This is a genomic window from Bacillus sp. CPT56D-587-MTF, from assembly GCF_058792335.1.
On record NZ_JBYTEF010000001.1, the window covers coordinates 1,885,669 to 1,899,288 of the forward strand.

Consider the following 13,620-nt stretch of genomic DNA (forward strand, 5'->3'; position numbering starts at 1 on the left):
CGATTGAGAAAGATATGGGGGATTCTTTTTCTTTGCTTAACATTCATGTTAGTTGGATGTGGTAAAGAAGAAAAACCACAAGAAGCGTTTGATACATATGTAAAAGCGTGGAATAAACAAAAATTTGCAGATATGTATGATCAACTATCAAAAAATGCAAAAAAAGATATTTCAAAGAAAGAGTTTACTGAGAAATATGAAAAAATTTATTCTGGTATCGAAGTGAAAGACTTAAAGGTAGAAACAGGGGAAGTAAAAGAAGATAAAAAAGATGAAGGCCCTGTTCCTTTTAAAGTAAGCATGGATACAGTTGGTGGTAAAATTACATTTGGTCATGAAGCAAAAATGGTGAAAGAAAAAGATGGAGATAAAGAATCTTGGAAAATAGATTGGACTCCTGATTTTATTTTCCCAGGCATGACGAAAGATAGTAAAGTGCGTATGCAGACAACACAGCCAAAACGTGGTGAAATATACGATCGTAATGGAAAAGGTCTTGCAACGAATGGGAAAGCTTCTGAAATCGGATTGATTCCTGAAAAGTTAGGCGATGCTGCTCCGCAAACGAAAGAAACAGTAGCGAAGTTATTAAATATGTCTGTAGAAGAAATTGATCAAAAATTAGCTGCTAAATGGGTAAAACCAGGGTATCTCGTACCAATTGGAATTTTGCCTGAAGGGGCAACACAAAATACGTACATTGATTTACCAGGTGTTTCAACAAAACCTGTAAATGTTCGTACATATCCGTTAGGGGAAGCGGCAGCTCATCTGACTGGTTATATTGGAAAGGTAAATGCTGAAGATTTAAAAACGCTACAAAAGAAAGGCTATCAAGCTGATGACCCAGTTGGTAAAGCTGGTTTAGAGCAAGTATTAGAGGAAAAGCTACGCGGTAAAAAAGGTGGCCGTGTCTTTGTAGAAGATGCGCAAGGAAAAGAAATTAAAAACTTGGCAAAAACAGATGCTGCTGATGGAGAAAATGTAACTTTAACTATTGATAGTGTTGTTCAAGAAAAAACGTATAATGAAATGAAGGGCGAAGCTGGTTCAAGTGCAGCAATTAATCCGAAAAGTGGAGAAACAATTGCACTAGTAAGTAGTCCAGCATATGATCCTAATATAATTGCACGAGGGACATCGAAGGCACAACGCGAAGCTTGGAATAATGATCCGAAAAAACCAATGACAAATCGCTTTACACAATTGTCGGTACCAGGTTCTGTATTTAAACCTATTACAGCTGCAATTGGTCTTGAAACGAAAACAATTGATCCAAAAGAAGAGTTGAAAATTGAAGGATTAAAATGGACAAAAGATTCTTCTTGGGGTAATTACTATGTAACGCGTGTGAAAGATGCAAATCCGATTGATCTTGATAAGGCGATGAAATACTCGGATAATATTTACTTCGCACAAGAAGCTTTGAAAATCGGAAAAGACAAGTTTATGAGTGAAGCAAAAAAATTCGGATTCGATGAGAAACTACCAATTGAATATGGATTCCCTGCTTCTAAAATTGCAAATGACGGCATTAAAAATGATATTCAAATGGCAGATACGGGATATGGACAAGGACAAGTATTAATGACTCCTCTTCATTTAGCTTTAACGTATGCGCCAATTGTAAATGATGGAACGATTCCGTCACCGTATATTATTAAAACAGATAAACAACCAAAAGCTTGGAAAGAAAATGTAATTTCTAAAGGAAATCAGGATATATTAAAAACTGCAATGACGAAAGTAATTAATGATCCAGATGGTACAGGGAAAATTGCTAAAATTGATGGTATGACTCTTGCTGGAAAAACAGGTACAGCGGAATTAAAAGTATCAAAAGAGGCCGAAGGAAAAGAACTAGGTTGGTTCGCTGCATTTGATTTAAATTCGCCAGATATGGTCATTACAATGATGATTGAAGATGTAAAAGGTAGAGGCGGAAGTAATATTCCAGCTGAAAAAGTAAAACATGTATTTCAAAAATAATATGTAATAGAAGGCTATCTCTATAGGTTGTAGAGGTAGCCTTTTTATATGAAAGAGTTTGTAATATCTGTATACTAAATTTTAAGGAAACAAAGTAAATCATTAACTTACGAAAAAAAAGTAGCTATTTTTTATTGACATTGATTAAAACTTTTTATATTATACTTACATAAGGTAAGTTATTAACTTTTAAAAAACAAATCTTGAATTAAAGATAAAGAGAAAAAAGGGAGAGAATACAATGACAAAAGTACTATTTATTACAGCAAATCCAAATTCAGCAGAAGGTTCTTTCGGAATGGCAGTAGGGGAAGCTTTCATCGAAGCTTATAAAAACGAACATCCACAAGACGAAGTTGTAACAATTGATTTATTCAACACTACAGTACCAGCAATTGATGCAGATGTATTTGCTGCTTGGGGTAAATTTGCAGCAGGTGAAGGCTTTGAAGCTTTAACTGAAGTTCAACAACAAAAAGTAGCAGCAATGAACACAAACTTAGAAACATTTATGAATGCAGATCGTTATGTATTCGTAACTCCAATGTGGAACTTTAGCTATCCACCAGTAGTAAAAGCATACTTAGATAACGTAGCAATCGCAGGTAAAACATTCAAATATACTGAAAATGGTCCAGTCGGCTTATTAGAAGGTAAAAAAGCACTTCACATTCAAGCAACAGGTGGCGTATATTCTGAAGGAGCATACGCAGCTGTAGACTTCGGTCGTAATCACTTAAAGACTGTATTAGGATTTGTCGGTGTGAATGATACTGAATATATTGCAGTTGAAGGCATGAATGCAAACCCTGAAAAAGCACAAGAAATTAAAGAAGCAGCAATTGCTAATGCTCGTGAATTAGCAAAACGTTTCTAATATAGAATGCTTAAAAAGTCCGAACACTTGCTGTTTGGACTTTTTTTCTTCTTTTTCCTTCGTTTGTCTAGTATAATGAAGGTCGGAATGATAATAGGTGGGGGTTCTGTATGATTCAAACGTTTTTTAAAATCTTTTATTTAATTTTAATCGTAATTGCGATTACACCGAGAATGTGGCGTCTTAAAAGACAAGTAAATACGATGGCGCCAAAAGAAAAAGACAATGCTGTGTATAAAACGACAAATTGGTTTGGTAAGAAAATGGTACGTGTAGCTGGAGGGGCAGTAGAAGTGAAAGGACTTGAAAATGTTCCGAAAGACAAGCCAGTACTAGTTGTAAGTAATCACCAAAGTAATATGGATATCCCTGTTTTACTAGGTTACTTAAATAAACCAATTGGATTCGTTTCAAAAGCAGAGATTAAAAAGTTCCCAGTTGTACCAACTTGGATGGAACTGATGAATTGTGTATTTATGGATCGTAGCGATCGTCGTCAATCTCTTCAAGCGATTAAAGATGGAATTGAACTATTAAAGAATGGACATTCTATCGTAATTTTCCCTGAAGGAACGAGAAGTAAGGGTGGCGAAGTTGGAGAGTTTAAGGCTGGTAGTTTTCATCTTGCAGTAAAGTCAGGTGTAGCAATTTTACCTGTAACGTTAGATGGTACATATAAGATGTTTGAAGCCAATGGAAATCGTATGAAGCCAGCTCATGCAACAGTAACAATTTCTAAGCCGATTACACCTGAAGATTATGCGAATATGGATATTAAAGAATTAACGAAGCATACACAGGAAGTTATTGCATCACAATTACATAAGTAATAAAAAAGGATTCAGCTTATCGTAAGCTGAATCCTTTTTATTATGCTGTAGGTAAGACATAAAAGAGTACACAGAAGAACATCATCGCACTACCACCTAAAACGAACAGGTGCCATATGGCATGGTTGAAAGGTAGCTTTTCCCAAAGGAAGAATATAGCTCCGACAGAATATAAAATGCCACCTGCTAAAAGTAGTGAAAAACCATGTCCAGTTAGATTTTCATAAAGTGGTTTAATAGCAACGATTATGAGCCATCCCATTATGATATAACATAGCGTTGATGCCTTAATAAAGCGACGTACAAAGAAAATTTTGAAGACGATACCTCCGATTGCTAGTGTCCATATTATAGCAAGCAACGTCCATCCTAATGGGCCACGAAGTGTAATAAGTAGAAAAGGAGTATACGTGCCAGCAATCAATAAGTAAATGGCTGAATGATCTAAAATAGTAAATATTTTTTCTACTTTAGGATGATGAATGCTATGTAGCAATGTTGAAAACAAGTACAGTAAGAACATACTTACACCATAAACAGTAAATGCAACTACGGCTGATACGGTACCGTGCTTAGAAGCATGAATAATCAATATGATTAAGGCAGGGATGCTTAAAATGGCACCGATACCATGTGTAATTGCATTTGCAATTTCTTCTTTTACAAATTGGGTCATTCGTGTCATTTTTTCAGTCATAATGCAAATCCTTTCTACTATCATAAAATAATATGTCATTTCCCTTACCATATCATACACAAGAGCAATAGAAAATGAAATTTGTATAATTGATTATATTTTTGAATTTTTTTGACAAAAGACAATGGATTTGTTGACGTTTTCAAACTTTTTTGACAAAATAAAATTATGTAATAGTAGGACAAGGAAACTACTAATAAAGGGGATGGGGAAATGTTTTCAAATATTGGCTTTCCAGGGTTAATTTTAATTTTAGTAGCAGTACTCATTTTATTTGGACCTAAAAAATTGCCGGAAATCGGGAAGGCTTTAGGGGAAACGTTAAAAGAGTTTAAAAAATCAACGAAAGAATTGACAGATGACGCATTTCAAGAAAAGGAAAAGAAAGAAAAAATGTAGTGTATTTTCCTTGTACTGGATAAATAAAGTGTGGTGAACGAGATGGAAAATCGGGAAATGAGCGTAGTAGAACATATTGTTGAGCTTCGAAAAAGAGTAATATATACGGTGTTATCCTTTGTACTATTTTTAATTATTGGATTTACTTTTACAAAGGATATTTATTTTTGGCTTGTAAAAGATTTACCAATGAAATTAACTGTTCTCGGTCCAAGTGATGTATTGTGGATTTTTTTCTCGATTGCTACAGTATTTGCTATCGTTTGTACAATTCCTTTTGCTGCTATACAAATTTGGTTATTTGTAAAACCGGGTTTACATCCAAATGAACAAAAGATGACAATAATGTATATACCGGTATTGTCTATATTATTTATTGCAGGTTTATGTTTTGGATACTTTATTGTAATGCCGTTTCTATTTCACTTTTTAACTACGATAGGTAATGAAATGTTTAATACGATGTTTACGACAGAAAAGTATTTTCATTTTGTACTTAATTTAACAGTTCCATTTGCTGTGATTTTTGAATTGCCAGTCGTTGTAATGTTTTTAACTAGTATTGGAATACTTACGGCGGAATTTTTAATAAAAATAAGAAGGTATGCTTACGTAGCATTAATTATCATTGCATCTTGTATATCACCGCCAGACTTTTTATCTCATAGTTTAGTTGCAGTGCCGCTTATTTGTATTTATGAAGTAAGTATTGCGTTATCAAAGGTTGTTAGTAAGAGGAAAAAGAAAAGAGAAGAAATGCAGTCGAAAAGTGCCTCGTTATAAAGGCACTTTTTTATTTATTTGTTATACTATAGCTATAAACGTATACAATATATAGAAGAAAAAAATTATAGAATCTCCAAAATTTAGACAAACTTTGCGCTTTTATAAGCTTATACTAAATGTATTAAACAATTGATGGATAATGAGATTCCCGTCTCAGAGATATTTAGGGCGGGAAGGTGAATTAGGTGGAGATGAATAGAGTATAAATCTTCTAGCCATAAGGACTACAGAAATCATATAAGTCTGATTTTACTCCACTTTAAACAACGTGTTACAGCGCAAAGTAGAGGAAGTTCAAAAATCCAATGAAAAAGAGGATTGATATTGTGATTACGAAAAGTTTTTATTTCACTCATTCAACAGGGGATTGCATTAAAATATTCGAAATCCCTGTCCTACAGGCACAGCATCCATTATCGTTTCTAATTCAGTCTCGTCTTCAATTATTTATTGCAAAAATTCAAAAACAAAAACACCCAAGATTTTCGTATTCTTTCCGTGAATATTTACAAAATTGTTTGAAGTGGAATGATTATTTAAATGTATATAAAACAAATACCCTTGAAAAAAATGCATGATACGAAGTACGGACAGGGTTAGTAAACTCTGTCTTTTTCATTTTAGATATGAAAATATAATTAATTTGATGAAATTTCGTTCCAAATTGTTGAAAGCAATGGGAATACTAGTATAATAACAAGGAGAGCGTATTGGAAAGGGAAGAAGTATAGTATGCAAAAAATTAAAATTGTAACAGATTCAACGGCAGATTTATCACAAGACGTAATCGAAAAGTATGACATTCATGTTTTACCATTATCAATCTCTGTAAATGGACAAACATATTTAGATCGCGTTGATTTACAACCTGACGAATTTATTGAAGAAATGATTAAATCAGAGGAATTACCAAAAACATCACAACCAGCTATGGGTACATTTGTAGAAATGTATGACAAGCTAGGGGAAGATGGAAGCGAAGTCCTTTCTATCCATATGACAAGTGGAATGAGCGGTACTGTAGCAACTGCAAATAGCGCTGCATCAATGACTGATACAAAAGTAACAGTTGTTGATTCTCAATTTATTACACATGCTTTAGCATATCAAGTAATTGAAGCTGCAAAAATGGCAAATGACGGACGCTCACTAGAAGAAATTTTAAAACGTGTAGATGAAGTAAGAAAGAATACTCGTTTATATGTAGTAGTGGATACATTAGAAAACTTAGTGAAGGGTGGACGTATCGGTAAAGGAAAAGCGTTTATCGGTTCTCTACTTAATATAAAGCCAATTGCTAGTCTTGAAGACGGTGTTTATAATCCTGTAACGAAAGTTCGTAGCCAAGGCCAAATTGTAAAAACATTAGCTAAGTTATTTGAGCAAGATACGGCTGGAAAAGTCGTAAAAGCTGTTGCAATTCCGCATGCGAAAGCAATTCCTTTAGCTGAAAGTATGAAAGCGGCGGTTGAAAAAGTAAGTGGATTTGCTCAATCAGAAATTTTCTATACAACGCCTATTATTAGTACTCATACAGGTCCGGGCGCAATCGGATTTATGTATTTAGCAGAGTAATAAAAAAGCTACTTGAAAATATATTTCAAGTAGCTTTTTTATGTAAATAGAAAGTAAGAAATAAGAAGAGCTACACAGGCACTACCGCTAATGATATAGCGAGTCTGTAAATATTCATTCATAGAAAACACCCTTTATCCCGCTATTTGTGGACAGTAAAACTCTCTACCTCAAGTTTAGCTGGAGCAAAGAGGTTAGGTAGCGGGCTGCCCGTAAAAGCTTGATTGGTGAAGGCAAATAATCAGTGGGGATGAAGAAAACCCACTAATTAAAGTTTCACTATAGGATTTTCTATATTATATGTTGGATATAGAAAATCAGTCATTACGTTACACATGTAAAGTTTCAATTTTTTCGTTTATTTGCTTATTATTTGTTGCGTTACTATAAATAAAAGTTTGACCTAAAAAGAGTACATGCAGTTGTTCCCACGGTAACATGCGCAAATTCCAATTATTTCGAAGTCTAGTTATTGCTTCACGAGGTGTTTCATCGGCGAGTGCAAAAGCTCCGTAATGCATTGGTATAAAATGCGTAGCGTTTAAATCTAAATAAGCTTGCACGGCCTCTTCAGGTGAAACATGAGATACTTTCATAAACCATTCTGGTTCATAAGCGCCAATGGGCATAAGAGCAATATCAATTAAAAAGCATTCACCAATTTCTTTGAAACCTTGGAAATAGCCACTGTCACCACAAAAATATATGGTTTCCATAGTCGTTTCATTATCAATAATCCATCCACCCCAGTGAGACGTATTCATATCAAATAAGAATCTTCTCGTCCAGTGCTGAGCGGGTACGAAGTGAAAAGAAACTTCGTTAATTATCGTACTTTCCCACCATTTATACTCTTCTACATGTTTAAATTTCTTACGAGTAAATAATTTTTTTAATCCAATAGGTACAAGATATAGAACATCATCATTCAACTGACGAAGAGTTGAAAAATCTAAATGATCATAATGACCATGTGAAATAAGGACAATATCAATTTTAGGTAGTGCTTCTATAGAGAGTCCAGGTTCTGTAAGTCTTGGAACTAGCTTTAATTTATTAGCCCATACTGGATCTGTTAATATATTAAGTCCATTCGTTTGGATAAGAAAAGTGGAATGCCCAATCCATGTGATAGTCGTTTTTTCAACATTACTTTGCAAAAATGCACTTTGTTTAACGGGTGATTGTTCTACTAAGAAAGAAAAATCTTTTTTGTTTTGCTTTCGTTCTTTACGCCAGCGTAAAAAAGAGCGAATTGATTTTTTTGTACTAACATTATCCATATTTTCATAGCGCTTTGCCATGAACATCACCTCATTTAAAATCGTTGTATTTGTATTGTACCGAAATGTTGTTAAGGAATACAGTGTAAAACATGGATTAATGTTTAAGGAATTGTTAAAAAATAGGGAGAGGTATTTACAAAAGTAACAATAAAATTAGTTTTATCACTTTTATTTAGAGAAATAATAGTAAAAAAATATATTTTGTCTAGTAATTCGCTTGAAATAAAAAAGTAACATACGTAAATTCGTACGATTTCGTGAACAAATGTAGTAAACAATTTTCTCGTAGTGTTAACTTTTGTTATTATAAACATAACCTATTTAAATTTAGGATAGAGAAAAGAGGTTTATAAATGAAGCGTTATCAAAAAATAATTGGTCTTATGGTTGTATTTTGTCTCTTTGTACTTGCTGGATGTAGTGAATCAGGTTCAAAGCTTCGTAAACCATTAAATTGGGATTTAGAAACCTTCCAATTTACAAATCAAGATGGAAAGAAATTTGGTACAAAAGATTTAAAAGGGAAAGTTTGGGTTGCAGATTTTATGTTCACAAATTGTCAGACAGTTTGTCCACCAATGACTGCAAATATGGCCAAGCTTCAAAAGATGGCAAAAGAAGAGAAATTAGACGTTCAGTTTGTTTCATTTAGTGTAGATCCAGACCTTGATAAGCCAGAAAATCTGAAAGCTTTTATTCAAAAGTTTACAGAGGATACTAGTAACTGGAATTTATTAACGGGGTATTCGTTAGAAGATATTACAAAGTTTTCAAAAGATAATTTCCAATCACTTGTAGATAAGCCGGAGAACGGTCAGGTCATGCATGGTACATCATTTTATTTAATTGATCAAAACGGAAAAGTAATGAAAAAGTATAGTGGCATTAGTAATACGCCATACGAAGACATTATACGTGATATGAAGCGATTAGTGGGTTAAAAATAAGGGTGCATAGCACCCTTCAGGCTGTGGAGAAAGTCTTCTCCACAGCCTGTTTTTGTGTCTGAACCTCTTTTTATGTGTCAACACTGATAAAAAAGAGGAAAAGGAGAGATTTTTTATGATGGGTGCTTTAAAAAATCATCGTGATGAGCGTGTATCTGTTTCTGTAGAAGAGTTGGTTCCACAAGATCATTTCCTTCGTGCAATTGAAGCGACAATTAGTTTTGATTTTATTGAAGAGAAGTTACGCCCTTATTACTGTGAAAACAATGGACGCCCGTCCATTCATCCTATTGTTTTATTTAAGATGATGTTTATTGGATATTTTTACGGTATTCGTTCTGAGCGTCAATTGGAAAAGGAAATTAAAACGAATATTGCCTACCGTTGGTTTTTAGGGTTTTCTCTATCGGATACTATTCCGGATCACTCTACAATCAGTTGGAATCGTCGTACTCGTTTTATTCATACAAATATTTTCGAAGAAATTTTTGATGAGATTGTGAGACAAGCGACGGAGCACCGGATGGTAGGAGGACGTGCACTGATGACAGATTCTACACATATTAAGGCCAATGCCAATAAAAATAAATTTGTACATAAATATAAAAAAGAAAAAGCAAAGTTTTATATAGACGAGCTAGAAGCTGCGGTAATCGAAGATCGTGAGGTACATGGAAAAAAGAATTAAAACCTAGAAAGGAAAGTGATACCCCTACCAAAAAAACTCGTATAAGTACAACGGATCCAGATAGTGGATTTTTAATGAGAGATGGAAAACCAAATGGTTTTCATTTCTTGGATCATCGTACGACTGATGCGAAGTACAATATTATTACAGATACCTATGTAACGGCTGGAAATATGGCAGATTCCGAGCCGTATTTAGCACGCCTCCAAGCTCAGATTGATAAATTCGACTTCAAAGTAGAAGCTGTTGCCCTTGATGCTGGCTATTTTACAGGATATATCTGTAAGAAACTATCAGAACGGAATATATTTATGGTGATGGGGTATCGCCGATTTGGAAAACGGAATAAAGAAGTACCGAAAAGCCAATTTAAATATGTAGAAGAAATGAATGTTTTCGCTTGTCCGATGGGATGTATTCTAGAATATGTAACAACTGATCGTGAAGGATACCGTCAATACAAATCGAATCCAGAAGACTGCGCTGTTTGTCCGTTACGTGAGGTGTGCTTTTCAAAGAAACAAAAACAAAAAGTTATCACTCATCATGTGTGGGAGAAATATAAGGATATTGCTAGAAAAAACAAGCTAACAGCTACAGGGAAAAGGTTGTATAAAGTACGCTGTTCCACTATAGAGCGAAGCTTTGCAGACGCCAAAGAACTACATGGCTACCGCTATGCCCGGTTTCGAGGGCTGAAGTCTGTCCAAATGCAAGCTTATCTCACCGCAGCTTGTCAAAACATGAAAAAAATAGCCCTCCACCTGACCAAAAAGGGTCAGGTGGAGGGCTATTTTTTAAAATTCTATTATTTTATGTTGTTTTTATTCGCTAAAATCAAAAAAGATTCCAGAGTGTTGGGAACCCTAAAGGGTTTCCCAACACTCTGAAGGGTGCATAGCACCCTTGTTTTTTTGCATTAGTCTATCGATAAAATGTCATGTTGCTGGGGAAGTTTCGGCGCCCGAATTTCTAATACGCCGTTTTGATAAGAAGCTTTTGCCGCTTTTTTATTAATTGAATACGGCAATTTAATCAATCTTGATGCTTCTGAAATGGAACGTTCTCGGCGATAATAGTTATGGGATGTTTGTTCTTCTTCCTCTTCAAGTATCTCTTCTTTTACAGAGACTTTTAAGTATTCACTTTGTATTTCAATTTGGATTTGTTCTTTTTGTATACCTGGTAGTTCAGCTGTAACAACGAGTTCTTCACCAACTTCATATAAATCTACAGGGAATGTTAATAAACGGTTTCCTTTTTGGAAAAAATGATTTAAATCAGCGATTACATTGCGAAGAGGTGTTTGCTCGAAGAAATCATCAATTTGCTTTAAGTAATTACGAACCGGTGGGCGAGAAGAATCTTTTTTTTCTTCACTCATGGTATTCCCTCCTAGAAATCAATTTGCAATATCATATGACAAAAGCGGAGAAAGGTGAGTGCCTAGTTTTCATGTTTTCATAAAAAATTGTTAAAAATGTGAAATGGAGTGATTTTTTTATAGTTTTTGGTCGCCATATTCAGTTGATTATGCTAGTATAAATAGGGTTGATATAGTAGTATAGAGACAGAATGAAAACTGAAAGAGGGTAAGAAGTATGTGTGGTTTTGTAGGATGTTTATGTGAAAACCCTAGAGAGTTTTCAGAAACAGAAAAACATCAATTTGAAAATATGAACACGATGATTTTCCACCGTGGTCCAGATGACGAAGGATATTTTCGTGATGAACATGTACAATTTGGCTTCCGCCGTTTAAGCATCATTGACTTAGAGGCAGGACATCAGCCGCTAACTTATGAAAATGATCGATATGTAATTATTTTTAATGGTGAAATTTACAACTATGTAGAATTACGTGAAATGTTACTTGAAAAAGGTGCAACGTTTGCAACGCAATCTGATACAGAAGTTATCATTGCATTGTATGCACATATGAAAGAAAAATGTGTAGATTACCTTCGTGGTATGTTTGCATTTATGATTTGGGATCGTGAAGAAAAGAAACTTTTCGGTGCACGTGACCACTTCGGTATTAAACCTTTATACATCGCACAACAAGGTGATACTACATTCTTCGCATCTGAGAAGAAAAGTATTATGCATGTGATGGAAGATAAAGGCGTTAATCCAACGTCACTACAACATTACTTTACGTACCAATATGGTCCGGAGCCAGAAACTTTAACAATTGATGTTAATAAAATCGAGCCTGGTCATTATTTCGTAAAAGAAATCGGTAAAGAGATGGAAATCCATCGCTACTGGAAACCTTATTTCAACGCTTCAAGTGCAACGAAAGAGGAGCATATCCAAGCAATTCGTGATGTGTTATACGATTCAGTAAAAGTGCATATGCGTAGTGATGTACCAGTAGGTTCATTCTTATCTGGTGGTATCGATTCATCTATCATCGCTTCTATCGCAAGAGAAATGAATCCAAATCTTTTAACATTCTCTGTTGGTTTTGAGCAACGTGGTTTCAGTGAAGTTGATGTTGCGAAAGAAACTGCTGAGAAATTAGGCGTTAAAAACCATAACGTATTCATTTCAGCGAAAGAATTTATGGATGAGTTCCCAAAAATCATTTGGCATATGGATGATCCTTTAGCTGATCCAGCAGCTGTACCATTGTACTTCGTTGCGAAAGAAGCACGTAAACATGTAACAGTTGTTCTTTCTGGTGAAGGCGCAGACGAGCTATTTGGTGGTTATAACATTTACCGTGAGCCAAACTCACTAAAAATGTTCTCTTACATTCCTAGCCCAGGTAAGAGCGTTCTAAAAGCATTAAGTGGTGCTCTTAAAGAAGGATTTAAAGGTAAGAGCTTCCTAGAGCGTGGATGTACACCAATTGAAGAGCGTTACTATGGAAATGCTAAAATCTTCCGTGAAGAAGAAAAAGCTGAATTAATGAAGTATTACAATGAAAGTGTTAACTATATGGATATCACGAAACCATTGTATAACGAGATTAAAGATTATGATGATGTAAGTAAAATGCAGTACATTGACATGTTCACATGGTTACGCGGTGACATTTTATTAAAAGCTGATAAAATGACAATGGCAAACTCATTAGAACTTCGTGTACCGTTCTTAGATAAAGAAGTATTCGATGTTGCATCTAAAATTCCAACTGAATTTAAGATTGCTAACGGAACTACGAAAGCCATTTTACGTGAAGCAGCACGCGGAATCGTTCCAGATCACGTATTAGATCGTAAAAAACTTGGATTCCCAGTACCAATTCGTCACTGGTTAAAAGACGAAATGCATGATTGGGCTATAAATATTATAAACGAAAGTAAGACAGAGCATTTAATCGACAAACAGTATGTATTAAACTTACTGGAAGCACATTGTGCAGATAAAGGCGATTATAGCCGTAAAATTTGGACTGTACTTGCGTTTATGGTATGGCACCAAATTTATGGTGAGCATAAATACGATACGAATAAGTTCCATGAAGAAACAAAACGTGCGTATAGCTTAGTTTAATTAGAAAAACCTTAAGATCGCATACGGTCTTAAGGTTTTTTTC

General features: G+C 34.7%; 12 protein-coding genes and 1 pseudogene. 10 read left to right on the top strand and 3 right to left on the bottom strand.

Translation table 11 applies throughout. The features are described 5' to 3' along the window. The first annotated feature begins 3 nt into the window (after positions 1–3). The 3 genes from pbpC (at position 4) to AC3WVZ_RS09810 (ending at position 3,696) form a co-directional block, all read left to right on the top strand. Complete coding sequence (gene pbpC / locus AC3WVZ_RS09800) at positions 4–1,989, top strand: penicillin-binding protein 3 (RefSeq protein ID WP_233936325.1); 1,986 nt, start codon at positions 4–6, stop codon at positions 1,987–1,989. A 241-nt stretch (positions 1,990–2,230) separates the two neighbouring features. After that, positions 2,231–2,866, top strand: coding sequence for an FMN-dependent NADH-azoreductase (locus AC3WVZ_RS09805; RefSeq protein ID WP_000170025.1), 636 nt, complete (start codon positions 2,231–2,233; stop codon positions 2,864–2,866). A 110-nt stretch (positions 2,867–2,976) separates the two neighbouring features. After that, entirely contained in the window at positions 2,977–3,696 is a 720-nt protein-coding gene (locus AC3WVZ_RS09810) for a lysophospholipid acyltransferase family protein (RefSeq protein WP_000616577.1), read from the top strand. Between the two features lie 40 nt (positions 3,697–3,736). On the opposite strand, the gene trhA is transcribed toward AC3WVZ_RS09810, so the two are convergent. Beyond that, entirely contained in the window at positions 3,737–4,393 is a 657-nt protein-coding gene (trhA, locus tag AC3WVZ_RS09815) for a PAQR family membrane homeostasis protein TrhA (protein ID WP_233936326.1), read from the bottom strand. A gap of 213 nt (positions 4,394–4,606) precedes the next feature. On the opposite strand from trhA, the gene AC3WVZ_RS09820 reads away from it, so the two are divergent. The 4 genes from AC3WVZ_RS09820 (at position 4,607) to AC3WVZ_RS09835 (ending at position 7,153) form a co-directional block, all read left to right on the top strand. Then, positions 4,607–4,792, top strand: coding sequence for a twin-arginine translocase TatA/TatE family subunit (locus AC3WVZ_RS09820; RefSeq protein ID WP_000492443.1), 186 nt, complete (start codon positions 4,607–4,609; stop codon positions 4,790–4,792). 42 nt (positions 4,793–4,834) lie between these two features. Further along, positions 4,835–5,575, top strand: a complete 741-nt coding sequence (gene tatC / locus AC3WVZ_RS09825; protein WP_000431523.1) for a twin-arginine translocase subunit TatC — start codon at positions 4,835–4,837, stop codon at positions 5,573–5,575. 329 nt (positions 5,576–5,904) lie between these two features. Next, the gene (locus tag AC3WVZ_RS09830) at positions 5,905–6,156 is read left to right on the top strand and encodes a DUF2535 family protein (RefSeq protein WP_000629012.1); all 252 of its coding nucleotides are present in this window, start codon (positions 5,905–5,907) and stop codon (positions 6,154–6,156) included. A 154-nt stretch (positions 6,157–6,310) separates the two neighbouring features. Beyond that, complete coding sequence (locus AC3WVZ_RS09835) at positions 6,311–7,153, top strand: DegV family protein (RefSeq protein WP_001169470.1); 843 nt, start codon at positions 6,311–6,313, stop codon at positions 7,151–7,153. A gap of 329 nt (positions 7,154–7,482) precedes the next feature. Here the strand turns inward: AC3WVZ_RS09835 and AC3WVZ_RS09840 are convergent, their stop codons facing one another. Beyond that, positions 7,483–8,457: an MBL fold metallo-hydrolase gene (locus tag AC3WVZ_RS09840; RefSeq protein WP_233936327.1), complete on the bottom strand. Its 975-nt coding sequence runs from the start codon at positions 8,455–8,457 to the stop codon at positions 7,483–7,485. A gap of 335 nt (positions 8,458–8,792) precedes the next feature. Between AC3WVZ_RS09840 and AC3WVZ_RS09845 the strand changes: the two genes are divergently transcribed. Continuing rightward, positions 8,793–9,380, top strand: a complete 588-nt coding sequence (locus AC3WVZ_RS09845) for an SCO family protein (RefSeq protein ID WP_000833331.1) — start codon at positions 8,793–8,795, stop codon at positions 9,378–9,380. Between the two features lie 121 nt (positions 9,381–9,501). Continuing rightward, positions 9,502–10,871: pseudogene (locus tag AC3WVZ_RS09850) on the top strand (IS1182-like element ISBth7 family transposase); the annotation flags it as partial. 122 nt (positions 10,872–10,993) lie between these two features. Here AC3WVZ_RS09850 and AC3WVZ_RS09855 read toward each other — a convergent pair. After that, positions 10,994–11,458: an Hsp20/alpha crystallin family protein gene (locus AC3WVZ_RS09855; protein ID WP_001288085.1), complete on the bottom strand. Its 465-nt coding sequence runs from the start codon at positions 11,456–11,458 to the stop codon at positions 10,994–10,996. 217 nt (positions 11,459–11,675) lie between these two features. Here AC3WVZ_RS09855 and asnB point away from each other — a divergent pair, with 217 nt between their 5' ends. Continuing rightward, positions 11,676–13,577 carry an asparagine synthase (glutamine-hydrolyzing) gene (gene asnB, locus AC3WVZ_RS09860; RefSeq protein ID WP_233936328.1) on the top strand — a complete coding sequence of 634 codons (1,902 nt, stop codon included), beginning with the start codon at positions 11,676–11,678 and terminating at the stop codon, positions 13,575–13,577. Positions 13,578–13,620: the final 43 nt, after the last annotated feature.